This is a genomic window from Algoriphagus sp. 10J20-15 (assembly GCF_055809615.1).
In genome coordinates, this window is sequence record NZ_JBVVUG010000010.1 from 17,657 (window position 1) to 41,956 (window position 24,300).

At 39.8% G+C, this 24,300-nt stretch carries 24 protein-coding genes and 2 pseudogenes; 17 read left to right on the forward strand and 9 right to left on the reverse strand.

Annotated features, from left to right (window positions below; translation table 11 throughout):
- The first annotated feature begins 92 nt into the window (after positions 1 to 92).
- The 3 genes from AC0L6R_RS05465 to AC0L6R_RS05475 all read left to right on the forward strand — a co-directional run bounded on the left by AC0L6R_RS05465 (position 93) and on the right by AC0L6R_RS05475 (position 2,759).
- Positions 93 to 1,112 carry an aldo/keto reductase gene (locus tag AC0L6R_RS05465; protein WP_473270273.1) on the forward strand — a complete coding sequence of 340 codons (1,020 nt, stop codon included), beginning with the start codon at positions 93 to 95 and terminating at the stop codon, positions 1,110 to 1,112.
- A 380-nt stretch (positions 1,113 to 1,492) separates the two neighbouring features.
- On the forward strand, positions 1,493 to 2,353 hold the full coding sequence (locus AC0L6R_RS05470) for a hypothetical protein (RefSeq protein ID WP_473270274.1): 861 nt from the start codon (positions 1,493 to 1,495) through the stop codon (positions 2,351 to 2,353).
- A gap of 4 nt (positions 2,354 to 2,357) precedes the next feature.
- A complete protein-coding gene (locus tag AC0L6R_RS05475; protein WP_473270275.1) occupies positions 2,358 to 2,759 on the forward strand; it encodes a hypothetical protein in 402 nt (133 codons plus the stop codon).
- 65 nt (positions 2,760 to 2,824) lie between these two features.
- On the opposite strand, the gene AC0L6R_RS05480 is transcribed toward AC0L6R_RS05475, so the two are convergent.
- The 6 genes from AC0L6R_RS05480 to AC0L6R_RS05505 all read right to left on the reverse strand — a co-directional run bounded on the left by AC0L6R_RS05480 (position 2,825) and on the right by AC0L6R_RS05505 (position 6,415).
- Complete coding sequence (locus AC0L6R_RS05480; protein WP_473270276.1) at positions 2,825 to 3,382, reverse strand: DUF4230 domain-containing protein; 558 nt, start codon at positions 3,380 to 3,382, stop codon at positions 2,825 to 2,827.
- 335 nt (positions 3,383 to 3,717) lie between these two features.
- Entirely contained in the window at positions 3,718 to 3,930 is a 213-nt protein-coding gene (locus tag AC0L6R_RS05485; protein WP_473270277.1) for a discoidin domain-containing protein, read from the reverse strand.
- Positions 3,931 to 3,969: 39 nt separating this feature from the next.
- Entirely contained in the window at positions 3,970 to 4,827 is an 858-nt protein-coding gene (locus AC0L6R_RS05490; protein WP_473270278.1) for a c-type cytochrome, read from the reverse strand.
- 17 nt (positions 4,828 to 4,844) lie between these two features.
- A complete protein-coding gene (locus tag AC0L6R_RS05495) occupies positions 4,845 to 5,627 on the reverse strand; it encodes a DUF7133 domain-containing protein (RefSeq protein WP_473270280.1) in 783 nt (260 codons plus the stop codon).
- Positions 5,554 to 5,883, reverse strand: coding sequence for a DUF7133 domain-containing protein (locus AC0L6R_RS05500; protein ID WP_473270281.1), 330 nt, complete (start codon positions 5,881 to 5,883; stop codon positions 5,554 to 5,556). The genes AC0L6R_RS05495 and AC0L6R_RS05500 overlap by 74 nt, the downstream gene beginning before the upstream one ends.
- Positions 5,870 to 6,415 carry a DUF7133 domain-containing protein gene (locus AC0L6R_RS05505; RefSeq protein WP_473270283.1) on the reverse strand — a complete coding sequence of 182 codons (546 nt, stop codon included), beginning with the start codon at positions 6,413 to 6,415 and terminating at the stop codon, positions 5,870 to 5,872. Before AC0L6R_RS05505 ends, AC0L6R_RS05500 begins: the two co-directional genes overlap by 14 nt.
- Positions 6,416 to 6,721: 306 nt before the next feature.
- Here AC0L6R_RS05505 and AC0L6R_RS05510 point away from each other — a divergent pair, with 306 nt between their 5' ends.
- Both AC0L6R_RS05510 and AC0L6R_RS05515 read left to right on the forward strand, forming a co-directional pair.
- Positions 6,722 to 6,958, forward strand: coding sequence for a hypothetical protein (locus tag AC0L6R_RS05510; RefSeq protein ID WP_377918766.1), 237 nt, complete (start codon positions 6,722 to 6,724; stop codon positions 6,956 to 6,958).
- 181 nt (positions 6,959 to 7,139) lie between these two features.
- Entirely contained in the window at positions 7,140 to 7,418 is a 279-nt protein-coding gene (locus AC0L6R_RS05515) for a hypothetical protein (protein ID WP_473270285.1), read from the forward strand.
- A gap of 122 nt (positions 7,419 to 7,540) precedes the next feature.
- Here AC0L6R_RS05515 and AC0L6R_RS05520 read toward each other — a convergent pair whose 3' ends face one another.
- Positions 7,541 to 8,044, reverse strand: coding sequence for a DinB family protein (locus AC0L6R_RS05520; RefSeq protein WP_473270286.1), 504 nt, complete (start codon positions 8,042 to 8,044; stop codon positions 7,541 to 7,543).
- Positions 8,045 to 8,429: 385 nt separating this feature from the next.
- Between AC0L6R_RS05520 and AC0L6R_RS05525 the strand changes: the two genes are divergently transcribed.
- Entirely contained in the window at positions 8,430 to 8,825 is a 396-nt protein-coding gene (locus AC0L6R_RS05525; protein ID WP_283410968.1) for a heme-binding domain-containing protein, read from the forward strand.
- The gene (locus AC0L6R_RS05530) at positions 8,826 to 9,290 is read left to right on the forward strand and encodes a heme-binding domain-containing protein (protein WP_473270288.1); all 465 of its coding nucleotides are present in this window, start codon (positions 8,826 to 8,828) and stop codon (positions 9,288 to 9,290) included.
- Positions 9,291 to 9,480: 190 nt separating this feature from the next.
- Here the strand turns inward: AC0L6R_RS05530 and AC0L6R_RS05535 are convergent, their stop codons facing one another.
- On the reverse strand, positions 9,481 to 10,665 hold the full coding sequence (locus AC0L6R_RS05535) for an AI-2E family transporter (protein WP_473270290.1): 1,185 nt from the start codon (positions 10,663 to 10,665) through the stop codon (positions 9,481 to 9,483).
- Positions 10,666 to 11,272: 607 nt separating this feature from the next.
- On the opposite strand from AC0L6R_RS05535, the gene sbnA reads away from it, so the two are divergent.
- From sbnA to AC0L6R_RS05550, 3 genes are all read left to right on the forward strand, one after another.
- Positions 11,273 to 12,256 carry a 2,3-diaminopropionate biosynthesis protein SbnA gene (gene sbnA / locus AC0L6R_RS05540; RefSeq protein WP_473270292.1) on the forward strand — a complete coding sequence of 328 codons (984 nt, stop codon included), beginning with the start codon at positions 11,273 to 11,275 and terminating at the stop codon, positions 12,254 to 12,256.
- A gap of 169 nt (positions 12,257 to 12,425) precedes the next feature.
- Entirely contained in the window at positions 12,426 to 14,234 is a 1,809-nt protein-coding gene (locus AC0L6R_RS05545) for an FAD/NAD(P)-binding protein (protein ID WP_473270293.1), read from the forward strand.
- A complete protein-coding gene (locus tag AC0L6R_RS05550) occupies positions 14,234 to 15,661 on the forward strand; it encodes a type III PLP-dependent enzyme domain-containing protein (RefSeq protein WP_473270295.1) in 1,428 nt (475 codons plus the stop codon). Before AC0L6R_RS05545 ends, AC0L6R_RS05550 begins: the two co-directional genes overlap by 1 nt.
- Before the next feature lie 28 nt (positions 15,662 to 15,689).
- Here the strand turns inward: AC0L6R_RS05550 and AC0L6R_RS05555 are convergent, their stop codons facing one another.
- A complete protein-coding gene (locus AC0L6R_RS05555) occupies positions 15,690 to 15,935 on the reverse strand; it encodes a hypothetical protein (RefSeq protein WP_473270297.1) in 246 nt (81 codons plus the stop codon).
- 1,622 nt (positions 15,936 to 17,557) lie between these two features.
- On the opposite strand from AC0L6R_RS05555, the pseudogene AC0L6R_RS05560 reads away from it, so the two are divergent.
- From AC0L6R_RS05560 to AC0L6R_RS05590, 7 genes and pseudogenes are all read left to right on the forward strand, one after another.
- Positions 17,558 to 18,000, forward strand: a pseudogene (locus AC0L6R_RS05560) (transposase).
- A 398-nt stretch (positions 18,001 to 18,398) separates the two neighbouring features.
- A pseudogene (locus AC0L6R_RS05565) lies at positions 18,399 to 19,241 on the forward strand (serine hydrolase domain-containing protein); the annotation flags it as partial.
- A gap of 119 nt (positions 19,242 to 19,360) precedes the next feature.
- The gene (locus AC0L6R_RS05570; protein WP_473270299.1) at positions 19,361 to 19,561 is read left to right on the forward strand and encodes a serine hydrolase; all 201 of its coding nucleotides are present in this window, start codon (positions 19,361 to 19,363) and stop codon (positions 19,559 to 19,561) included.
- A 1,057-nt stretch (positions 19,562 to 20,618) separates the two neighbouring features.
- Positions 20,619 to 21,470 carry a HipA family kinase gene (locus AC0L6R_RS05575; protein ID WP_473270300.1) on the forward strand — a complete coding sequence of 284 codons (852 nt, stop codon included), beginning with the start codon at positions 20,619 to 20,621 and terminating at the stop codon, positions 21,468 to 21,470.
- Position 21,471: 1 nt separating this feature from the next.
- Entirely contained in the window at positions 21,472 to 22,341 is an 870-nt protein-coding gene (locus tag AC0L6R_RS05580) for a hypothetical protein (RefSeq protein ID WP_473270302.1), read from the forward strand.
- Positions 22,342 to 22,891: 550 nt separating this feature from the next.
- Positions 22,892 to 23,422, forward strand: coding sequence for a Riean_0653 family protein (locus AC0L6R_RS05585; RefSeq protein ID WP_473270304.1), 531 nt, complete (start codon positions 22,892 to 22,894; stop codon positions 23,420 to 23,422).
- Positions 23,423 to 23,455: 33 nt separating this feature from the next.
- Positions 23,456 to 24,298: a hypothetical protein gene (locus AC0L6R_RS05590; protein WP_473270306.1), complete on the forward strand. Its 843-nt coding sequence runs from the start codon at positions 23,456 to 23,458 to the stop codon at positions 24,296 to 24,298.
- The last annotated feature ends 2 nt before the right edge of the window (positions 24,299 to 24,300 follow it).

Here is a 24,300-nt window from a genome sequence, read left to right on the forward strand (position 1 = left end):
TTTGCCTTTTACCAAAGTTTGGAAGAAACTGTTTTTAGTACTCTCCTGTTTACTAGGCACAACTCTTTTTTTAAGCACCTAATAACAACACTATGAAGTACAATACTGTCGGGAATACCGGCTTAGTGGTATCTGAACTCTGCTTCGGAACCATGACTTTTGGAGGACAGCAAGAAGACATGTGGGCCAAAATCGGAAAGCTCCAGCAAAAGGAAGTGAATGAAATGCTTGCGGCTGTGGTAGATTCCGGAATCAACTTTATCGATACTGCCAACGTGTATTCCTTTGGGCAATCCGAGGAACTACTTGGTCAGGGTTTATCGGATCTTGGAATACCAAGAGATGAGATCGTGATTGCCACCAAGCTTCTGGCAAAAATGAAGGACAAGCCCAATAGTGCCGGACTATCCAGATATAATATCTTCAATTCGGTAGAAGCAAGTCTGAAAAGACTTCAAATGGATTACGTCGATATACTATATGTTCACGGAGTAGATCCCTTGACTTCCCTAGAAGAAATAGTCCGCTCGCTCAACGATATTATAGAATCAGGTAAAGTCCGGTACATCGCAATTTGCAATTGGCCGGCATGGATGGTAGCAAAAGCTCAGGCTATTGCACACTATCGTGGCTGGCACAAATTCATGGGGCTTCAGTATTATTATTCAGCCGTAAGCCGGGATATTGAGCATGAGTTAGTGCCTATGGCGGTGGATCATAATATTGCTATTTTCCCATGGAGCCCTTTGGCAGGAGGGTTTTTAACAGGCAAATTTACACGTAAAGAGGCAGATGCTGATTCTAGACGTGCCAACTTTGATTTTCCACCTATTGACAAGGAAAAGGCCTATGATTTGGTAGATGTAATGTCAGACCTAGCCAAAATCCATGATTCTAGCATCGCGCAGGTTGCCTTAGCTTGGGTTAGACAGCAGAAAGGGATCACCAGTACGATTATAGGCTCCAAAACATTGACTCAATTAAAAGACAATGTAGACTCTACTCAATTGCTTCTAACTGAAGATGACCTAAGGAAAATTGATGAAATCAGTCCACTTCCGCTTCAATATCCTGGCTGGATGGTGGAAAGACAATCGAATTATAGGAAATAAGTTTTCGGTTAGTCCAGAATAATTATCGCTAAAATCTGAATATGATATCCGCTTTTGTGCCAGTATGGAGTCAAAAGCAAAATAGGGTATGATTAACTTAAAAATTGAGGCTGCTTCAGCCTGTCCCGACAGTGCGGGAGTTTTCCGAGCAGATAAGCAAAGTATCTAAGGTAACTGGCATCTTTGCGGATAAGCATAAACTGAAATAATCTAGAGACAGAAGAGTGGGGTGGACCTCCAGTTTTCTGTCTCTTTTTTTCTGATTATAGGTAGCAGCTAAAGTGAAATAAATTCTTACTATCTTATTGAGGCTAAATGCTATGTGAGTTTTTGAAGCGAGGCAGGCGTTGATTCAATCGACCATTTTTAAGTAGTACATTATGAATAAATATCGTCTAAAAAGTAAGCTAATTCTCATTCTCTTTGCTTTGAATTTGGTTAGTTGTGTCAATCTCAAATCAGTCGGTGATTTTTCGGTATCTTCTATAGAAAGCATAAAAAATTATGAGCTAATAGATTATTCCTTTTTGCAGCATTGCCTTGATAGATGTGCTGATGAGGCAATCAGATTGTATGAAATAAAACGAGCCCAAGAATGTAGCTGTGCGCTTTATGAAGATGCTGACAGTGTAGCTCAGGTGTTTTATAATACGATAGAAGGATACTTTGTAGGATTGGGAGAATTGTCAAACAATGAACTTACCACCTACAGCAGCGAAGCTTTACTAGGTGTGCTAACTACCGAAGAAGTAGGCCCTCTTCAAATCGATGAGCGTACTGCTTCAGCTTTTTCAAGCCTTTCGAATACACTCCTGAGGGCTTCCACTGATTTTTACCGGAGAAAGAAATTGGCAAAATATATTGAAGATGCCAATGAGCCCATCCAGATCCTGCTGGACAAGTTTGAAGTGATCATTAGCACCAACCTCAAAGGTGAATTGAGGTTTAGACGAGAAAGACTATACGCCTATTACATGGATATGAAAATGAGTAGAACTGTACTTTCCGACTATGAAAAAGGCCAAGCAACGGCAGATTATTATCACGCGCTAGAGGAAATTAAAAGGAAAGAGATGGAGCTGGAGGTTTTTGGAAAAAGTCTGAATGAAATAGCAAAAGGGCACCAAGTGTTGTATGAAAATAGAAATGAACTATCAGTGAAAAGCCTACATAACTTAGCCAAAGGATATTCTAGTAACATTAAAGCTCTAATTTCTGAATTCAAAAAACTTAATCACTAAAACTATGGCCAATCTGACTTCTGATCAAGCAAAGCAATTGTCTGATAATTTTTACTATTTGGGAATGGCAATTGGTGACTTTAGGTATGAAAACTGGGATAAGCTCTCGTTGGAAGAGAATAAAGAGCTAAGCGAAACTCAAAATATGTTGCTTCAAACAGGGGAGGATATTTTGGCTTTTTCTACCACCTTAATTATGGATGAAGCGGTGGATTCTTTAGCCAAAATAAATTCAATTGCCAGTGAGATTCAGGGGACCATCAAGAAGCTCAGTAATATTCAGAAAGGCCTTAATGTAGCTGCCGCAATTTTGATTCTAGGTGTGGCAATAGTTAATCGTGATACCAAAGGAATCGGAGACTCAATCAAAGGAGTTTATGATACTTGGAAAGCTCCAATACACTAGCATAAAAAATTACTTTTTGGGAGAGATCAATTGCTCTTGATTTTCGATTACCTCTTCATTATAAACTAGGGTCCACTCAGGGAATTGGTGAGAATGTAGATGTTTAGAAGTTCACTCATTAAACGGTCCTGAGCATCATCTTTTAGACCTGATTCATCGATTTTCTTACGAAACTGAGCAGTTATGCTGGTTTTGATCGTGTTATAGTCCTTGCCTTCGAATTGGTTCAGATAATCCTGAGTTACATCGTAATACTCAAATTCAGGATATACATTTACCACTGGTTCAGGGATTTTCACAATAGTGACCGTCTTTTTGTTGGGGTCAATTTCCGTTTCCATTTGCCGTAAATCATATTCTACCGTCGCTTTCGCCTTCGCTACTATCAATGCCTTTTTATCGGCACTAACCATATTTAGAAAAAGTTTCTGGGAGTTTTTGTAGGTGAAAACCTGAGAATAATATGCTTCTGTAACCACCAACTTTCCCACTTGCTGAATCTGCTGTTGGATCAAACTTGAGTTGGCTTGAAGCTCAGCTTCTTTGGCTTTATCATTCACAAAAAGCCAAATCCCTCCTAAAAGTAGAATAGCTGCGAAAAATCCGATTATAAACCTGTTCATTAGAATTTAGCTTTAGGAATAGGTTAAAAGTACGTGAATTGATTAGAAAGGATATATTTAATTGTATTAACTAGAATTCATACATGGTAATATGTATATCAGTTTTTGTTCCAGTAGGGAGTCAAAAGCAAAAAAAAGGTTACGTTAAACTTAAGAATTGAGGCCGCTTCAGCCTGTCCCGCCAGTGCGGAAGTCTCCCGACCAGATAAGCAATGAATCCAAGGTAAATGCCAGATAATCATAAATGGTAATTTATGAGTAACTAAAAAAAGCGATGAGCTACCTCATCGCTTAATTATAACACACCACTATGTTAGTTAATTTTTAAGGTTAAATCATCTGGCAAAAAGCGTCAATGATTTCATCGCCCAAGGCTGCTCCCCACTTTTCGTGCTTTCTAATTTAAGGAATCTTGCATTTCCCTCGGCTTTCCATTGAATCGTGTTTTCTCCCTGATTTCCAGCAGACTCTGCTACTTTAGTCCAGGTGTGACCATCTGTCGAAGTCGAAACGGAATACGCATAGAGGATACTCTTTACCTCCAGCATCAAACTGAATTTCTGTGATATGCTTAGCGGTAGGAAGTTCTATTTGGTACGCCACATGCCTGCTTCTTGAGGGCTTTCTGTTTTCCATCCTTTGTATGTAAAAGCATAAGAAGGGTCCTTAGTAGAGCCTACGCCTTGCAATGTAGTGCTGCTTGCAGAAATTTTCCAGTTATCCTGTAATAGAAGTGCCTTTGGGATTTCTGAGACAAGTTCGTCAAACTGGTAAGTTCCCTCTTTATCAGCTGTTTCTTTTCTAAGTTGTGCTACATATTCAGGACTTACGAAGCTTCCGGAATTCCCAAAATCATTTCGGATATAGGATACTACAGAAGCGATATATTCATCGTCATTGCTATCCATCGCAATCATTACTCCCTCGTATTCCTTTCCATCCAAAGCTCCATTCAATCCGTGCAGCAACGTTTTAACTGCGTATTCAGGATGACCCATTAGTCTCTGAGAACCGGAGAATGCAGGTGCAATTAGTTCCCCGCTGCCAGTTGGTGTCCCCAATCCTTTAGGCCCATGACAAGTAGAACAGTAACTGTCGAAGATGGTTTTGCCTTTGTTGTAAAGAGCAAGTTGTTGAGGCTCAAACTGAGTAGCGGCCAATTCCTTTTCCTTTGCGATACGCTCCAATAGCTGCGTCCCAACAAGCTGCATTCCCTCAGATTGATTTACTGCCAAGGTTGATTTAATCAACTCTTCATTCTGATCTATTTTAAGAACAAATGCACTTAACAAAGCTTGTAAAGCCACATCTCGTGAGGAATCGTTGATCATTTCCCTATAGTCTGCAGCCAAACTCTTTTCCCCATATTTATAAAGACTTTCACTTGCACGGAGTGCCTGAATACGCATTTGAGGACTTTCATCCTTGAGCAACTTTTTAACCATTTGGAGTTTAAGAGAATTTAAACCTTCCAGGTCCATAAGGCGTGAATCCTGGCCAACTCATTGTCAGATGTATTTACAATTTTTTCTAAGTCACCGGCCACTGATTTATCCTGATTCAAGATAATTAGCTGCTGAGCTTTATCTCTCCACCATCCATTTGGATTGCTTAGATGTCGTACAAGTTGAGCTGAAGTCTCTTCTAGCATTTTTGGCTTCTCCTTGTTTCTTTCCATCCCCTCATAGGTTAGTCTCCAGATTCGCCCATTTCCGGCAATATCATCCATTTGATATTGCTGGATTTTGGTACGAAGGTAGCTTCCATCTTGAGTCCAGTTTCCTTGCTGAATTATACCTCGATACATATCGACGATATACATGGTGCCATCCGGAGCAGTGGCTATATCTACTGGTCTGAATAAAGGGTCTGTGGATTGAATAAACTCAGATTGAGCTTCTCTGTATGGGTTTTGTATATACGATAGACCTTCTATTTTCTCGGTGTTTACCTGGCGAACTATACGGCCTACCGGCTCACCATAAAAGTATTTGTTTTGTATCTCTGCTGGAAGTCTGTCTCCGCGAAAAACGTCATTTCCAGCTGCACCTGTCACATTATTAAGTGAGCCATCTGCTTTTGCTTCCCGCATTCCAGGTTGGAAATCAGCCAATTTTACCAAACTAAAAGGCTCCCTGAATCCATCTTTATATTGGCCTTTGACCCCGAAATTACCATAGACTAGTGGGAACTGGAATCCTTGAGGAACTCCTCCTGCACCGTCCATGGAACCATGTCTGTCCATAATTATCCTGAGTTACTCCCCATTGCCCCCAAGGATTTCCTGCAGGTTCTTGAATCACTCCATCAGGTGTCCAGCGGATTCTTCGGGAATTGTAAGTACTGTACATCCAGTTGTCCATGGTCCAAGTCAGGAAACTAGTCTGATGCTCCACGTTACCGGATCTTCCCAATCCAGAGGCGAAAAGTTCCTTCTTATCGGCCTTTCCATCCCCATCAGTATCCGTGTATTTGTAAACATTGTCCTCATTTGACTCCATGGATAAAATGGTGTTTTTGCCAAAAGGAACTACATAACGTGGAAATACCAGGCCTGTCCAAGAAGATTACACTTGTTTCATATACCCCATCATTGTCTTTGTCCTCCCATCTGGATATTCTCGACGTAGGCATCAATTCTCCGGTAGCATCGATGTCTTGCATGTAAGTTCTGAGTTCGAGTACATACATTCGTCCATTTCCGTCAAACTGAATCGCCGCAGGTTCGCGGATTTGAGGTTCAGACAAAATCGGCTCAAGCTTGTATCCAGGCTGAAGTTTAAAGGATTTCAATTCTTCATTGGCCGATACAGGCACCAAAGGTGCTTGAGGGCTAAGATCTATGCCTTTCCAAACTGGAGATTCCATGTCTGCATCTTCAGGAATGCTGATGGCAGGGTAGGGTTGTTCCAATCGTTTAGGGTCCATAGAATCCGCAGGTGAAACATCAAAAGGTGATTTTTCTGGAGTGCAACTGGAGAAAATAGCCAGTGATATACTACAGGAAAGTATGAGAGTATTGGAATTGCGCATTAAGTGAGATAACTAGGTTTAGCATTGATTTCCTTCAGTTAATGAAGGGTTTGCAAAATATAAGATTCTTATGGAAATGGGGATACCGAAGAAATAATTGTGCGTTTAAACCTGCTTGAAAAATAGGAGTTGAAGTCATTATTGAGTGAGTCATAACCAATCCTAAGGGCTGCCAACTACTTTTTCCTTCTCCTCAATTTGGGGCACATACTACTTGATTTTAATCCTTTTTAGAACGAACTATGGTATTTATAGCTGCTGAGCATGGAAAATTCATCTAGCATGTTATTTGAACCTCTAGTTCCAATGAGTGAAATTATCCTGACAAATAAAGACCATAAAGCTATGAATAGCTTAAGAAAAATTACCAATTATTCAGAGGGACTGACATCTCTAATCGCTGGGACCTATGTACTCTCGCTGGCTTTGTCCAAAAAAAATATAGCCTTGAAAGTGGCGTTTGGTGTAGCCGGTGCATACCTGATTTTAAGAAGTGGAGGAAAGCTAAATTCTGATCATTTCACCTTTGAAGACAAACTATAATAGCACGTCGGAGGTATGAGTTAAGATTTCCTTTTTTCCTATCCTGCGAAAAGAAATTAGAGGTATTAGCTTCATTGTGAGTGTGTTTACCAAGAAAGTTGAACGCCGTTTAAATTACTAAATGGAAGATAATTAGTATATTAAAAAGGCAGGAAAATTCAGTTAACTAAAAATTAGAACTATGGATAAGTTAGAAAAACTTGAAATGATGGATAAAATCCTGAGGGAATTTGATGATTTGAAGAATAGTCAAACTTCTGTATTGAAGAAAATATCGAAAATTGAAGCAGATAATATCAATCTAGGTGTAAGTCTACTGGAGAAGAAACTGCCTGAAATGTGGTCAAATGTTGATAGCAATCTTGCCCTAGTCACTTCCCTAGAAGAAGAATTCCAAGAGCTCAGGGACAAATTCTACACAGACAATAATATTAAGGCTTTGCAGGACGAAGCGAGCTAAGCTTTATTCTAAATATTTACAAATGATAAAATCCTTGTTAACAACAGGGATTTTTCTGTTTTATCACCAATTGTTTTTTAGAGCATAAAGTGGTTCGCTCTCCTGATTTGCCAGCACTGGACTTATTCCTGCAAAATTTTCACTGTGACAAGCAACTGTCCCAAATGCCTTGTCATATGTTCTGCTGCATGGAAAAGTAAACCTCCTACAGAAGAGGGGAGTTGAGCTCTACCAACACCGCGGAATTCAGTCAGTTTATCCGTATTGGTTTGTTCTACAAATTTCAAAAAGGCCTGAATCTGCAGATCAAGAAAATTCAACAGCTCTTCAGTTGTCAGTTTCTTTTCTACCACTCCTTCTTTTTTCAAGTAAGCAAACTGCTCTGTAGTAAGAGATTCACCCTTAGCATAAGTCACCATTCTATCCAGTACTCCGCCGATATGCTGCAAATGAAATGCTGGGCTAGCCATTCCTGCGGGTCTTTCCCAAAGTAATTCTAATGAGAAATCCCTCATCAATGCATGAATTTCTTCCTGCGCTTGTAAAACCGCATGTACTACAGGTTGCAAAAGCAGGGGATAGCCTTCAATCGGTCCTCTTAGCCATACTTCGGGTTTCTTGGACATGTGAGTTATTTCATGGTTTAGGATTACTAGTCACAAAGTTAATTTATAGACAATTAAGACTAGTAAATGTATAATAAGAACGGTAGAATAGTTGTTGGTTTAGCCATTTGTCAAATTCTTATATGTGATTATCCGTAATGATGCCAGTAGCCTTAGATTCTTTGCTTATCTGGTCGGAAGACCGATGACCGAAGACTCCCGCATTGGCGGGACAGGCTGAAGTGACCTCATATATAATTTTGAACAAATTCTAGATTGCTTTTCCCCCTTTACTGGTAGAAAAGCGGATATACATTTTCTTATATTAAAAAATCAGAAAAAAAAATCATATTGTATCTGCTAGACGTATTAAATTCAATAGAATATTTCACTAACCCCTATGACTATGAAAAGAATTGCTTTGCTCCCTGCGGCCGCGATTGTAGGCCTCTTGTTTTTTCAGGCTTCCCAAAAACCGGAAGCTGAAAAACACCCAGATTTCCTTCTATTCGATGCTAAAATGCCTGCTAATGTGAAAGCGATAGTAGATCAAAAATGCTACGGTTGCCACAATGCCGAATCTAAAAATGAAAAGGGCAAGAAGAAGTTGGATTGGGATTTTTTCGAAGCGGAAAAGAAATCCAAGCAATTAGCAACTATGTCAAAAATCAACGAAGTGCTGACTGAAGGTGATATGCCCCCAGCTAGGTTTTTGGAAAATAAACCTGAGGGAAAGCTATCTGAAGAGGAGATGGCAATTCTAAAAGAATGGAGTGCTGGAAAGAAGAAAAAAGGAGAGTAAATGAAGGTTTGGCACTATTCAGGGCTAGTAGTAGCCCTGATCATCCTTGGAATTCAACTAGTTCCCACCGAACTTCCTGAAGTGACTCAGGATAATCCTGGGGATTTAATCGGTTCTGGAATTGTAGATGGAGAAGTAGCTGATTTACTTCAAACTGCCTGCTATAATTGCCATAGTAACGTAACTCAATACCCGTGGTATTCTCACGTGGCACCTGTTTCTTGGCTTGTTGCCAAAGACGTGAAAATGGCTAGGGAAGAGGTTAACTTTTCAATATGGTCAGAATATGAGCTGATGGATCAGCTGGCTATTTTGGATGATATTTATTCCACCGTAGAAGAGAAACACATGCCCTTGCCGATTTACATCACTATGCACGCAGAGGCTGATTTGGATGATGCTCAGCGGCAAAAAATAATCGAATGGGCTGAGGCTGCTATGGATATTTTGGCCGAAGCGTATTAAAATGAGTTGTGAACTAATCAAAAGGTCTGGATAATCGCCAGCCTTTTTTTGCGGAATACCGCCGTTGATTCATTCGAAACAGATTAGGAAGCTTAAACTACTTTAGTTTAAGCCAAATTCGGAGAAATGTGGATAGGATACTCAACATTTAAAGGACCCATAGAGCTAGATTTACGATCAATTCTAAATCTTACTTACTAACTTTTTCCCACAGGTTTTTGCCCCATTTACTAAGGAAGTTTTCTTCATCAGCACCTTCTACATCTTTTTCTCCTAAGGCATAGCCAATCGGCTGTAGGGCAGGAATAGAATCAAAGATTATCTTACAAATCCCAGCAATCGGGATACTCAAAATCATTCCAACGATTCCCCATATCGAACCTCCCAGGATTACCACCACTATGGTGACTAGAGGATTAACTTCTACTTTGCTTCCAACGACATAAGGTTCTAGTATATAGCTTTCTATAAATTGCGCAAGTCCAAAGGTGATACTGACTCCAATAATCCCCCAAAGCTCGGCTCCTGCAAAAACTGCCATTACTAGGGACAATCCATATCCTATGATATTCCCTATAAAAGGCACCAGAGACAAAATAGCAGCAATGACAGAGATGAGTATGGCATTTTCGATTCCTGAAAGTGATAGGCCAATGCTATAAATCACCGCTAGAAAAGCTATTAAAATCACTCTTCCTACGATAAAATTCAATGCCAGCTCTATGGAATGATTCATCACTTCTTCGGCTTCTTTCCGGTTTGCTTTGCTGAAAAACTTTAAAACGGACAGCTTTACCTTATTTCTATACAACAGGAGAAAAAATAAGTAAACCAAAGTAAGTACGGCACCTGACATAAAGTTGAAAAAATTCATCACAATCATGCCTATCTCTTCGGAGGCATTGGAGACCATTTCTTTAGGAGAAGATGCTTGGGATGCTGAGGAACTTGATTGCTTATCGTTTTCCGAATTGGTAGAACTTTCTGCTTCACTGGGTGGATAAAGCATCTGAAATTCTTTTTGGAAATTGACTCCTGTTTTTTCGGCTATGGTCTCTTGTACCTTTTCTAATTTGGGTTGCATTTTTCGCTGAATTTCTGGCCAGCGTTCGGATATATTGGCTATTTGAGCGGTAATAATTGTAAAGAAGGAGATAAATACCAGTAAGCTTAAAACCACACTTACTAAGGCAGAAAGACCCCGAGAAAGCTTCCAGCTTTCAAGTTTTCTACAGAAAGGAATACAAATCAATGTCAAAAGTACTGCGATAGACAGAGGTTTTAGAAAGCCAGAAGCTTCTATGATTCCAAAGATAAAAAAATAGATTCCTACGACTAATAGCGTAAGAGAAAGTAGTATTTCTTTTGATTTCATATTGCTTTTCTAAAACCTTGTAAATGCTGTTTTAACCTCAAATTCCCTCGAGAATTGATTTCCAACTGGAATAGAAATCAATCTTTCAGCCAAAAAAATAAGTGGCCTACCAGGGATTATAGTGGTAGAATCTGCAATAAGTGGGGTGTTGATGTGAAAAAAGATTCCCGATATGGGACTGATATAGGGACGCAAAGTTTTTCTACAGGAAGTTTCTGGCTTACGTCCTCGGGACTATTTACCCAACTAGTCTTCGTCCTTCCCCAGAATAAAACCAAAAGATAGATTGGGGTGAATTTTTCCTACATCTCGGTATGATTTCTACATTCTTTTATAAAAAATTAGTTGAGACTAGTGTATAATAGTCTAAAGTAATTTTTATTGGCTTTTTATCATGTGAATTCTCAAATCCCTTTTAAATCATATTCAAGGGGGATTATGGTAAAATTTAGGTGAAAATGGGAATGCCTTTCGCGAAGGTTCTCGGCTAGTATTTGGAATAATAGGGGTACTTCTCAGCACTAGAGAGTTGAAAGGTTCAGTTTTAGTTAGGAATAGCTTGTAAAACTAAACCAACTATAATCTCAAAGCTTAACCAAGTCGGAAAATGAACAACCCATCTCAACCTTGTTTCTCCAGAATATTGGATACTGTAGGGCATACCCCACTAGTTCGCCTTAATCGATTATTTCCTGAAAAGCAGCTAAGAATTGTTGCAAAAATGGAAGCTTTCAATCCCGGAGGTAGTATTAAAGATCGCACCGCCTTACAACTGATTACCGACGCAATGGAAACTGGAAAGTTAAGAAAAGGTGATACGGTGGTAGAATCCAGTTCGGGAAATATGGCCATTGGCCTCGCCCAAACGTGCAAGTATTTTGGACTTAACCTGGAAGTAGTGGTGGATCCAATGGTTAATAAGCAAAATATAAAAATCATTAAAGCATACGGAGGAAAAGTGAATTTCGTAAGCAAGCCTGCCCAAGTAGGGGGCTATTTGCAGGCTAGGCTGGATAGAGTGCAGGAAATTTTAAAAAACAATCCCAGAAGTTTTTGGACTAATCAATACGGAAATCCACAAAATCCCGTAGCTCACAAACAGACCATGCATGAGATCGTCAAAGATCTGGGAACTGCGCCAGATTACCTCTTTGCGGCTACTAGTACCTGTGGGACTTTGATGGGCTGTGCGGAATACATCAATAGCAATAAGCTCAAAACCAAGGTAATTGCTGTGGATGCAGTTGGGAGTGTGATTTTCGGGACTCCTGCTGGTGAACGTAAAATCCCTGGTCATGGGGCGGGCAGAAAATCCCAATTCTTGGACATAGAATCAATTTTTGATGTGGTGCATGTAACTGACGAAGAATGCGTAGCAGGCTGTCATAAGTTGATAAATACCGAAGCTATCCTATGCGGTGGATCTTCAGGGGCTGTCACTTCAGCAGTGCAAAAATATGCTTCAAAGATGCCGACTGGAGCTTCTGTAGCAATGATTTTATGTGATCGTGGAGAAAGGTATTTAGATACGATTTATAATGAGGATTGGGTAGAAGAGAATATCAATACTAGGGAAGCTGTGCTCGTTTGATTTCTTAAACGTTCAATCCACTAGACTAGTGGCTCCTTTTGAAGTTAAAGGAAGAAGCTTTTAAAAGAGGTAGTTAAAACTTGCTTTTTGGACTGCAGTCTTCCAGCCAACTGAGCAAAAATAAGAGATTGGCTTACCTGCGGATTAACATTGTCAAAATATATCATCAATGAATCAAGAGAAAAAAAGAATAGCTATTGTAGGATTAGGTCCAAAAGGACTCTACGGCCTAGAGCGCCTTCTTGCTAATCTAGCGCAAGTAGATCATCCTATTCCAATAGAAATTCACCTGTTCAACAAGTCAGATTCCTTTGGCGCTGGAGAAGTTTATAATCCTGCCCAGCCGCCTTACCTGAAGATGAATTATGTCAATGCCTACATCAATATGTGGCCTGATCAAGATCCCAAACCAGCAGTTCCTCATCCCAGGTCTTATGTAGAATGGTTGAAGCTGCACGCAGATGAGTTTCCAACTGCTACTGAAACCACATTTTCATCCAGGGCCACTGTGGGAAGATACCTAGCTGAAGGATTCAATGAGTTAGTTGAAAACTGTCCAGACCATATCTCTATTTTCAAGCATGTAGGTGATGTCATAAGGATAGAAAGAAGAGAAGAGAATTATTCCGTTTGTTACAAAACCCCTGCTATTGGCACCGAGGTTGAAATAAATAAAGTGGATAACATGCTCATAGCCACTGGGCATGCATGTATCAATGACGCTGATTTACTGCCGGAGGCAAGTCATATAGACTTTATTTACCCAGTAGATCAACGTCTAAAGGAAGTCTCAGCTGGTAGCAAGGTAGCTATCAAAGGTATGGGATTGACCTTTATCGATGCAGTGTTAGCACTGACTGAAGGTAGAGGAGGCAAATTTCATGAGGAGGAAAATGGCCGTCTGGTCTACACCAAATCTGGGTTAGAACCTGAGCTGCTTTTTCCATTCTCAAAGTCAGGATTACCGATGATTCCAAGGGGCAATACCTATGGGAAATCATCATTGGCTCCCTTTTATTTCACGCAGGAGTCAGTTGAATTTATTTCAACTTTAGAAGGAAAATATAACTTCGAACGCCAGCTTTTACCTCTTATTGAGCAGGACTTTACAGCAGTTTATTACTCCAAATTGTTTTCTAGTAAAGGTCTGGAATTGGAAGTTTTAAAAGACTATGCAGAGGTGGAGTTTCAAATTGAAAACTTTCATGAGCAGTTTCCTGAACTTCCGAGGTTTGATTTTCATAGTTTCTTAGAAGGCACTCTTCCAGAAAGTGAATTGGATAAAAGTACCCTTGAATTCATAGAAATGAGTATTCGGGAAGCGGAGATAGGAATAGAGAAAAGTGCCTTTGCGGCAACTGCTGATGTCTGGCGACATCTCAGCGATTTCTTCAATGAGCTTTACAGTTATGGTGGTTTGAAACCACAATCCCAAAAGACTTTTCTGGAAAAATATGCCGGACATCTGAATAGAATCACTTATGGTCCTCCAATTGAAAACATGAAGAAAATACTAGCTGTAGCAAAAGCAGGGGTAATAGATTTCTCTTTTTCCAAAAATCCGGAAATTTCCAAAGCATCAAATTATACACTATCAATGAATAAGGAGGAGCAGGTTTCAGTGGACTTTCTTATCGATGCACGGATTCCCAAAATCCAATTGCATCGCTGTGCAGGCCCACTCTATGAAAACTTGCTTGAACAGAATTTAATCATTCCTTATGTGAATCGCTTGGAGGGCTGTCTGGATTTCAGACCTGGGTGTTTGGCTATCAATGAAAAAGGACACCCCGTAGATGAGACTGGCTGGGCAAATAAAACAATAACCTTTACCGGCACTCCTACAGAAGGACTCACTTATGACAATGATTCTCTTTCCAGGAAGCGGAATGATTTTGTCAGTGATTGGGCTAAAAACCTAACGCAAAAATTACTTCTAAATGAACCCGAAACTCAACTTCGATTAAATTCTATCTAATGGCTCACTTACCAACACTTACTCCAATTACATCTGCCTGGATGCATGAGTTGATGAATGCAAAAGGCATATTGAATCAACTGCTGGAAAAGCACGGCTCACCTATAAACATCCATCAAACGGATGCAATGGATGAGAATTATGAATCCTACCATCGGATATTTGAGGAGGCAGGTTTGAAGAATAGAATCTTTTTCGCCAGAAAAGCCAACAAAACCAAAGCTGTGGTTCAAAAGGCTCATTCCCTGGGGATGGGAATAGACACTGCCAGCTATCAGGAATACAGTCAATGTCTGGAAATGGGGATTCCCGGGTCGGACTTGATTGTAACAGCAGCAGTCAAAAACAAGGGCCTGATTGATAAGGCAATTAGAAAGGGGAGTCTACTTGTTCTTGATAATGAAGATGAATGTATTCAGGTACAAGAAATTGCAAAAGAGGCAGGAAAAAAGGCAAACATCGCTTTTCGAGTAAGTGGTTTTACAGTTCGGGATTCAAAGCTTTACAGCAGATTTGGTTTTGATATTGAAACCCTCAACACATTTGTGAAAGACAATTTTGCAGAGTCTACGCGATTTGATCAACTGAGCTACAAAGGGCTACATTTTCACCTAAATGGCTATTCCGTAGAAGAGCGAAGTATAGCGTTGAGTCAGTGTCTTGCGTTATCCGAGCGTTTGTCTCAGAAAGGTTTTAAAACTGAATTCATAGATATAGGTGGAGGGATCCTGATGAATTACCTCAAATACGAAACAGAATGGGATAATTTTAGCTTGCAACTTCGACGGGCAATCAATAATAAGATTGACCCGATTACTTTCGAAAATCAAGGATTGGGATTGCAGGTTTTCGGGGGTGCGCTGCAGGGGGAGCTTAAAACATATCCATTTTGGAACTACCTATCTAAAGGTGATTTTCTTAGAAAAATATTAGCATATAAGACGTCTTCTGGGGATACTCTGGCGGAACAGACGAAGAGTCTAGGTATTGAAGTCAGAATGGAGCCTGGAAGGTCTATGTTAGATCAGGTGGGACTCACTGCGGCCAAAGTTGCTTTCAGAAAGAAGGATTCTAGAGGGGATTGGTTGGTCGGTCTGGAAATGAACATGACCCAAATGCTCAGTGGAAGTGCTGATTTTATGTTAGATCCTTTTGTAATATATCAGAATGAAGAAGGGGAGGAGCAAAGCGCGGAAGTGTACTTTACTGGGGCTTATTGTCTGGAAAGAGATGTTCTACTCAAGCGGAAAATAGCTCTGAGAAAGCTTCCAGAGGTAGGAGATATTGTGATCTTCGTGAATACTGCAGGATATATGATGCACTTCTTTGAGTCAAGTGCACATCTCTTTCCTTTGGCTGAAAATCTGATCTGGAATCGATCATCCAACGGTGGAGAAATTAGCATGGCAGAATTTTATGCCGAATGATAGGCTATCTAAACTCCTGGGTCTTAACCTAAATCATCATTTCATATAAGTTTTTACGAGCTGCTTTTAACAATAGAAACAAAGTTATCATGATGAACAACTTCTTAAAATACATCTCCTCGACAATCACGTTACTTTTGGTACTATTCCTTAAACCAAGCATTTCATATTCCCAAGTGCCAAAGGACATACCCAAACCAACCGGGCCGGTGGACTTATCAGATACAAGCGACTTGGTTATTTTTCTGGTGATTCCTGCAGTGATTCTTATCATCTACCTAATTTTCCGCAGAAGAATAATAAAGATCAAAAAGGATAAGAATGAGAGAAGAAGATAGGGTGATAATATTCAGGAGCTTACCCTGAATTGAATGGCAAAGCATGTCAGATTAAAACTCATTTCTCAAAGAAAGTATAATTTCTATTTAAGATTGCTTCATATTTTTTCGGTGAGCCACTATTCCATACACCACCCTCCATTTTTTGTAGGTTTTATCTTTGTCACTTTTTGACGACCAAAAAATAACCAAAAAGCCTCGGCCCCAATCAACCCCCTTGAAGTTCTGGTATTTCCATTCCTAAGAATCCAAACGAAAGATTGCTTCCATCACTAGGAATGTGGCTTTATTTCATTGTTCATATGATTCCACAATCCCATCATTAGACATTTGGCTTTTATTCATTCCTAAAATCATTCCCACTATCCCATCAATAGGAATGCGGCTTTAGCCCATTCCTATTTTCGATTCTCCCCCCAACCCGGCTTTAGCCAAAATCCACGGACTCTTATTCCTATTCCAAAAACGAAAGATGGCTTCAATCACAAGGAATGCGCTTTTATTCATACCTAATATCATTATCTCACAATCCCATCACTAGGAATGTATTTTATTTCATTGCTCATATGATTCCACAATCCCATCATTAGACATTTGGCTTTTATTCATTCCTAAAATCATTCCCACTATCCCATCAATAGGAATGCGGCTTTAGCCCATTCCTATTTTCGATTCTCCCCCCAACCCCGGCTTTAGCCAAAATCCACGGACTCTTATTCCTATTCCAAAAACGAAAGATTGCTTCAATCACAAGGAGGGCGGTTTTAATTCATTAATATAATTACCCTAAGATCCCACCACTAGGAATGCATTTTATTTCATTGCTCATATGATTCCACAATCCCATCACTAGGAATGTGGCTTTATTTCATTGCTCATATGATTCCACAATCCCATCATTAGACATTTGGCTTTTATTCATTTCTAATATCATTCCCACTATCCCATCAATAGGAATGTGGCTTTAGCCCATTCCTATTTTCGATTCACCCCCCAACCCCGGCTTTAGCCAAAATCCACGGATTCTTATTCCTATTCCAAAAACGAAAGATTGCTTCAATCACAAGGAGGGCGGTTTTAATTCATTAATATAATTACCCTAAGATCCCACCACTAGGAATGCATTTTATTTCATTGCTCATATGATTCCACAATCCCATCACTAGGAATGTGGCTTTATTTCATTGCTCATATGATTCCACAATCCCATCATTAGACATTTGGCTTTTATTCATTTCTAATATCATTCCCACTATCCCATCAATAGGAATGTGGCTTTAGCCCATTCCTATTTTCGATTCACCCCCCAACCCGGCTTTAGCCAAAATCCACGGATTCTTATTTTTATTCCAAAAACGAAAGATTGCTTCCTATCAATAGGAATGTGGCTTTAGCCCATTCCTTTTATTCATTCCAAAATCCCATCAATAGGAATGCGGCTTTAGCCCATTCCTATAGCCAATTCACCCCCTAACCCCGGCTTTAGCCAAATTCAAAGATCTATAGTATTTGTTCTCGACAAAGATTAAATTAATTGAGTTTTTTAAATTATTCAGCTATGTCATTTATCAAAGTCTACATCCACTTCATATGGAGTACCAAAAACCGATTTTCTTATCTGAATACTCGAGAATTAAGAATGAAAGTGTGGGACCACATCCGTCAAAATGCCAAGGAGAAAGGAATATTTGTCGACTTTGTGAGTGGGTATTCAGACCATTGTCATTGCCTGATCTCCTTGGGAACAGATCAAACTATTCAAAGAATAATGCAGTTAGTTAAAGGCGAATCATCTTTTTGGATAAATAAACATCAACTGACTGAAGAGAAATTTGAATGGCAAGATGAATATTATGGTGTCTCAGATTGAATCAGAATCAATTCTTCCGAAAGTTAGAGAAGTACATCGAGAATCAAGAGCAACATCATAGAAAGAAATCATTTCAGGAAGAATATGAGGATTTCATCTTAAAACACGGGTTCCAGAAATTCAATGATTAGCATAAAGCCCAAAAACCAACACATCACTAGAAATGCGGCCTTATCCGATTCTAATAAAAACGAAAGATCGCTTCCCATCTTTTATTCATTCTACAATCTCATCACGTAGGAATGCGGCTTTAGCCCATTCCTATAGCCCATTCCTATAGCCAATTCCCCCCCCCAACCCCGGCTTTAGCCAAATGAAAACGAATTCGCCTTCACACCATTCCTATTGCTTATTTTTCAATAATTTTAAAGCAAACTCTTCCAGAATGAAAAAAATCTCGATATCATTTTTCTTAATTATCACCCTGATTCAACTTGGATTTGCCCAGCGGGAATTGATTCATGCCAGTCCATCTCAAATGGGATTTGATAAAGCTTACATCGAACATAAAGTTGATTCCCTGATGAAAATGGGCATCGACAGTTTGGCTTTTCCAGGAGCACAGGTTTTAGTAGCCAAGAATGATACGGTCATTTTTCACAAAGCATATGGGTATCATACCTACGACAGCATTCAGCCTGTCGCATTGGATGACTTATATGATTTGGCTTCGGTGACCAAAATCGCTGGGCCTTTACCTGCCTTGATGAAGTTGGTGGACGAGGGAAAACTTGATTTGGACAAACCGTTTAGTACCTATTGGGAGCCGTGGAGAAAGCACAAAGATAAAAAAGACCTCACACTTCGGGAGATTTTGGCTCACCAAGCAGGGTTAATCCCCTACATCGTTTTTTTGAATGAAGTGGTAAAGAAAAATGGCAAAATCAAAAGAAGATTTGTGCATGATTCATCCAATAAGCGTTTCCTAGGGCAAGCATATGAGGGGATTTATATCAACAAGCGTTTTGAAAGGAAGATGAACCGGATCATCGATCGATCCGAAGTTTCAGCGGAAAAGAAATACCTGTATTCGGGACTTACTTTTTTGATCTTCCCGAGTTTGATCGAGCAACTCACAGGAACAGACTATCAAACTTATTTGGAAGAAAATTTCTACCAACCAATAGGTGCCTATACTTTAGGATATTTACCCAAAGTGAAAAATTACCCAAATATTATTGTCGCAACCGAAGTGGATTCCCTCTTTAGAAAGACCTTGGTCAACGGATGGGTACACGATGAGAATGCTGCGCTGAAAGGTGGTATTTCAGGTAATGCAGGCCTGTTCGCCACAGCCGACGACTTGGCAAAACTGATGCTCTTATATCAGAATTACGGCAGTGTAGATGGGCAACAGCTTATTTCAGCAGAAACCGTCAAGGAGTTTACCGATGTGCAATTTCCTGAAAACGATAACCGTCGAGGATTGGGATTTGATAAACCACTCCTAAACAATTCCGAGCTGTCTTTGGCAGATGCGATCCATCCCCTTTGGCAAGCCCAGCAAGTTTCGGCCACTCCGGTTTTACTGGGACTTTTGTATGGGCAGATCCCGAAAACAAGCTTACATATATCTTTCTATCCAACCGGGTGTACCCATCCAGAGATCATCAGAAATTGTACAGTTTGGGAATTAGGGAAGCATTACAAGATGTTTTTTATAGACCACCATCTAAAGAAGGCGTGAATTGATTCGATTCTTTTCCGATCTGGCGGTCTTCATCTACCTCCAGCTGAAGCAGGAGGGAATTGATGGGATTCTATTCTTATCTATGGTCTTTATTCAATTCAAAAGGAATTGCGCTTTAGCTTATTCCTATTCCAAAAACGAAAGACTGCTTCCCATCACTAGGAATGCACATTCCTAGAGACGATTCAATCCCATTAATTGGAATGCGGCTTTTATTCATTCCTAATCCTAATATCATTATCCCACTATCCCATCAATAGGAATGTGGCTTTAGCCCATTCCTTTTATTCATTCCAAAATCCCATTCCTATTTTCGATTCTCCCCCCAACCCCGGCTTTAGCCAAAAACCACAGGATTCAATCATTCGGCTAAAGCCGGAAATTGTCTATCGGATTTTTATTTAAACCTCCAGCTGAAGCAGGAGGGAATTGATGGGATCCGATTTCATGAATTCTCCAATGAGATAGAATTAGGATTTCAGGCAATTCCTGAATTACTATCCCATCACTAGGAGGGCGGTTTTAATTCATTAATAACATTATTCCAAAATCCCCATCACTAGGAATGCGGCTTTTATTCATTCCTAATATCATTATCCCACTATCCCATCACTAGGAATGCGGCTTTAGCCCATTCCTTTTATTCATTCCAAAATCCCATTCCTATTTTCGATTATTCGCCATACCCCGGCTTTAGCCAAAAACCATAGGATTCAAACATTCGGCTAAAGCCGGAAATTGTCTATCGAATTTTTTTAAACCTCCAGCTGAAGCAGGAGGGAATTGATGAGATCCTTTTCCGATCTGGTGGTCTTCATCATTATCCCATCACTAGGAATGCGGCTTTAGCACATTCCTAGTGAGAATTATATCTTTCTGCCGTGGTTTGTGTCTCCACAAACCACTTTATGAAAATAACCTTGGCAACCCCAATCTTCAGGAACAAAAAACTCCTCAGAGATCAACTTAGGCAGGAGTGGAACCTTATGCGTTTTTTAGGAAAAGATTAGCCATTTGCTTAATTTAACTGAGTTCTTAATTTTTATTTGTAGTTTTTGAATGCTTGTACGTCGTATTAAATCCCAACTTTTTATTGAAGAACTTGAGACAGACGGGCACCACCCATTGAAAATTCAAGCAGATGATGGAGACATTTACATTTGCAAATACCTCACCCAACTCCAACGGGAGGAAATAGACTGTCTTTTTTATGAATTGGTGAGCCATGATCTCTTGTCGTGGCTAGGTATCCGTAGTCCAGAAATAGCTCTGATGGAAGTGGATCCCCTACACCTGGATAGCAAAAAAATATTTTTCAATAAAAGACTTCTACGACAAAAGACCTGGGTCTTGGCTGTTAAGTGGTTGCAAGACACAGAATTGCTAACTAGCCTGACGGGCATATCTAAAAGAAGCCTACTTAAAAAGTTTATTGACCCATATCTTTTGATAAAAATAGCATTATTCGATTTGTGGGTGGATAATGTGGACAGGGGAGTAAATAGAGAAGGATTGGCAAACTATAATCTATTGATACATGCCCGACTAATTGATAAGCAGGTGAAATTTACCTGGGTTCCCATTGATCATGCTTTTTGTTTTGGAGGTGTGACCAAACTGAGAATTCTCAACCCTTCTTTTCTACCTGAAGTTGCACACAAACTGCCGGAAAGTCCTTATTTTCAGAAGTATTATAAGCTGTTGAACAAAGAGGATTTGCACCAAATTGTTGATAATTTCTTACCTTTGTCCTCCCTTTCCGGCATTGAAGAAATTGTCAATCAGGCATATGCTCAAATTCCGGTCGAAGGGGAAGTTCCAAAACATTTGCCTCAGCGCCTCATCAACTTCCTGATCGATGAAGCTCGTGTTCAAAGGGCAAGATATTTGATCAAAGATAGGCTACGTTAATATGACTAGTTTTTTTGTGCCCATATTCCATTCCTTGGGATCTTTCGGAAACGAGAAGGTTCTCATTGGCCTGCTGGTGATAACACCAGAAAAGGTTTGGTATGCCTATTCCCAGAAAAAACTCAAATTAGTAAAGCAGGTTCTTGGAGCAGCTTCCTATGAACTTGCCAAAGCTACCCTTTCCCAGATCGGTGAAAAAGTAAATACCGAAAACAAAAAATCACCATCCTATTCAGGTTTGGTGGATTTTCAGAATCCAGTATTTGGCAAAGACTACTTTGAGTATTTGAAAAAATACGCCAATAACTCGCTATTGTTTAATTCAGCTCAGGAACTCAATTTTGAAATCAATGAGGAATCATTTCAGAAATTGTATCAAAACTGGGTAGGGGATACAGATCTAGCTGATGTTAATCCAAAACCAAATTTTCATACCCACATCCAAAGTCTTCTGAAGAAATATCCTATTAAGGATAAAGCAGATGTAGGATTGAAATTGGATCCTTACCAGCTCCCTGGGCTGAATGGTGATACTTTTGTAAATCTAATTGCGCAGAACGGAGCAGTGATGGCTATGGAAACAGTGGACTTTACCAGTTCTATGACAAACATTAGCTTGACGCTTAATTCATTCGAAATACTGGTCGCGGCTTTGAAGGGCTATAGTGAAGCGAAAGGTCTCAAATCAGGGAAGTTCAAATTGATGCTTAAAAAGCCTAAGGCAGGCTCCGAGCAGGAAAATCTTTTAAACCTCTTCTACTCTCAGAAAAAAGAACTTTATACCCTATTGGAGGAAAAGGAAATTGAAAATGTAATTGAAGAACTCCATCAGGAGGAGTATCAAAAGTTTTCTATCGCTTTAAACCAATAATCAAGTAAATACAAACCATTTTTCCTTCCTATTAATTCGTCACACCGATGGCTTAAACTGGAATGGTGCTTCAGCCCGTCCTTCAGAATCCCCATCAATAGGAATGCGGCTTTAGCCCATTCCTTTTATTCATTCCAAAATCCCATTCCTATTTTCGATTATTCCCCCAAACCCGGCTTTAGCCAAAATTCACGGGATTTTAACATTCGGCTAAAGCCGGAAATTGTCTATCGGATTTTTATATATCCTCCATCTAAAGATGGAGGGAATTGATGGGATCCGATTTCATGAATTCTCCAATGAGATAGAATTAGGGTTTTAGGCAATTCCCGAATTACTATCCCATCACTAGGAGGGCGGTTTTAATTCATTAATAACATTAAAGATATCATTGTCTGGCTTTTACCCCTTCCTAAAATTAGAGTAAATTAGATGCATGTTCTATAGGTTTCTTTAAAAAAGTAGTACCAATTGTTTCGTTTTCATTGGATTAAATAAAAAAAAAGCCACTAAATTCCAATAAGAATAAAATTTTTATACCATTAGTATCATGAAAAAAATCCTGTTTTCTACATCCATACTACTTTTTGCCGTTTGTACATCTTGTGATCTGGGGCTTTTCAGTAAAAGTGAACCAAAATCTGAACTTGAAAAACTCCCAGCCATTACGCAGACTGGTGAAAATACCTTTGGCTGCTTGGTAAATGGTGAGGCTTTTGTGGTGAGGAATACATCTAAACAAGTAGCCATTTTTCAACAAGGCCAGCTTCAGTTTGGAGGAAATCTGGATGAGGAGAACTTAGACGAAGGATTAACAATGTTCCATAGTGATCCTATTGAAATTGATAAGGCTTACAATCTTAAAGACGAGACTGCTTTTAATGCTCGCTATTATATCAGAGATGTAGATTTTAATTGTAGGTACGAAATAACTGACACATTTGAAGGCACCATGAGCTTTTCAAAAATAGACCGTACGAATTATATTATTTCCGGCACCTTCGAGTTCTCGACAGTAAATGACCAATGTGATACGGTCAGGGTTACCGACGGCCGTTTTGACTTGCAATATACTCCTTAAGTAATTTTTGAATCTTTTTAAAGCATACATGCCATGAAAAAATTACTGATTCTTTTGCTTATGTGCATTATCGGACAGATTTCTTTTGCCCAAAACACAGATTACTACGACAGGATGGAGCATGTGTTCGGTGCCATCGACAAAACTAAAGTAACCACCGGATTGCTGAAGGAATTCGGGATACGGCTAAACAGTATGGAAGCTTATCACGGAGCAATCAGTGATACGAATTGGGTCGATAAAACCCAATGGCAATCTCTCTACAATTCCCTATATACAATGCGTATAGGCACAGCTACCGGCATGACTGATCCCGAAGCTGTTTTTGAGCACTTAATGGATGAACAGGGAACCGAGTCTAATACCGTTTTACTAGCTTCCCAACACTATATATATCAACAATATAAAGCTAATGCACTCAGCAACGGGGATGTTACGGTTGTCAATGACCGTATCTATGATGTGAGTGGTAGAAATCCCTACGAAACGAAAACAGTTTTTGGAGTGGTTCCCATGAAAAGTGAATTAAGGGGAAACAGTTTTTCTTTTAAACTTCAAAGCAACATGATTTATGGCAATACAGGACAGTCACCTACGACCATAGCTGTAGACTTCGGTAACGGCCAAGGGTACCAAAGTATAACCGTTGGCACGGACAAGAATGTTACCTACACTTCTGGTGGTGAGAAAGAACTCAAGTTCCGGTTTACCTTCAGCGGAAGCCCCACTCTTTATAGCCATAGCAAGTTATGGGTGGATTATGTAAGTACAGGGCCCGTTATTGCGAGGTATTCCGGATTCGGGATAGATACATTATCTATCACAGGTGATGCTTGGGAGGGCACTTCAGCCCGTCTTCAGAATCCCCATCACTAGGA

Bases quoted from the DNA above. Each gene is read 5' to 3' on its own strand.
- AC0L6R_RS05495 (WP_473270280.1), bottom strand. From the start codon at position 5,627: ATGGACAGACATGGTTCCATGGACGGTGCAGGAGGAGTTCCTCAAGGA.
- AC0L6R_RS05470 (WP_473270274.1), top strand. From the start codon at position 1,493: ATGAATAAATATCGTCTAAAAAGTAAGCTAATTCTCATTCTCTTTGCT.
- AC0L6R_RS05580 (WP_473270302.1), top strand. From the start codon at position 21,472: ATGACTAGTTTTTTTGTGCCCATATTCCATTCCTTGGGATCTTTCGGA.
- AC0L6R_RS05550 (WP_473270295.1), top strand. From the start codon at position 14,234: ATGGCTCACTTACCAACACTTACTCCAATTACATCTGCCTGGATGCAT.
- AC0L6R_RS05575 (WP_473270300.1), top strand. From the start codon at position 20,619: ATGCTTGTACGTCGTATTAAATCCCAACTTTTTATTGAAGAACTTGAG.
- AC0L6R_RS05545 (WP_473270293.1), top strand. From the start codon at position 12,426: ATGAATCAAGAGAAAAAAAGAATAGCTATTGTAGGATTAGGTCCAAAA.
- sbnA (WP_473270292.1), top strand. From the start codon at position 11,273: ATGAACAACCCATCTCAACCTTGTTTCTCCAGAATATTGGATACTGTA.
- AC0L6R_RS05525 (WP_283410968.1), top strand. From the start codon at position 8,430: ATGAAAAGAATTGCTTTGCTCCCTGCGGCCGCGATTGTAGGCCTCTTG.
- AC0L6R_RS05485 (WP_473270277.1), bottom strand. From the start codon at position 3,930: ATGCTGGAGGTAAAGAGTATCCTCTATGCGTATTCCGTTTCGACTTCG.
- AC0L6R_RS05500 (WP_473270281.1), bottom strand. From the start codon at position 5,883: ATGGAGTCAAATGAGGACAATGTTTACAAATACACGGATACTGATGGG.
- AC0L6R_RS05535 (WP_473270290.1), bottom strand. From the start codon at position 10,665: ATGAAATCAAAAGAAATACTACTTTCTCTTACGCTATTAGTCGTAGGA.
- AC0L6R_RS05530 (WP_473270288.1), top strand. From the start codon at position 8,826: ATGAAGGTTTGGCACTATTCAGGGCTAGTAGTAGCCCTGATCATCCTT.
- AC0L6R_RS05475 (WP_473270275.1), top strand. From the start codon at position 2,358: ATGGCCAATCTGACTTCTGATCAAGCAAAGCAATTGTCTGATAATTTT.
- AC0L6R_RS05515 (WP_473270285.1), top strand. From the start codon at position 7,140: ATGGATAAGTTAGAAAAACTTGAAATGATGGATAAAATCCTGAGGGAA.
- AC0L6R_RS05555 (WP_473270297.1), bottom strand. From the start codon at position 15,935: ATGATAAGAATCACTGCAGGAATCACCAGAAAAATAACCAAGTCGCTT.
- AC0L6R_RS05520 (WP_473270286.1), bottom strand. From the start codon at position 8,044: ATGTCCAAGAAACCCGAAGTATGGCTAAGAGGACCGATTGAAGGCTAT.
- AC0L6R_RS05510 (WP_377918766.1), top strand. From the start codon at position 6,722: ATGAGTGAAATTATCCTGACAAATAAAGACCATAAAGCTATGAATAGC.
- AC0L6R_RS05585 (WP_473270304.1), top strand. From the start codon at position 22,892: ATGAAAAAAATCCTGTTTTCTACATCCATACTACTTTTTGCCGTTTGT.
- AC0L6R_RS05490 (WP_473270278.1), bottom strand. From the start codon at position 4,827: ATGGTTAAAAAGTTGCTCAAGGATGAAAGTCCTCAAATGCGTATTCAG.
- AC0L6R_RS05590 (WP_473270306.1), top strand. From the start codon at position 23,456: ATGAAAAAATTACTGATTCTTTTGCTTATGTGCATTATCGGACAGATT.
- AC0L6R_RS05480 (WP_473270276.1), bottom strand. From the start codon at position 3,382: ATGAACAGGTTTATAATCGGATTTTTCGCAGCTATTCTACTTTTAGGA.
- AC0L6R_RS05465 (WP_473270273.1), top strand. From the start codon at position 93: ATGAAGTACAATACTGTCGGGAATACCGGCTTAGTGGTATCTGAACTC.
- AC0L6R_RS05505 (WP_473270283.1), bottom strand. From the start codon at position 6,415: ATGCGCAATTCCAATACTCTCATACTTTCCTGTAGTATATCACTGGCT.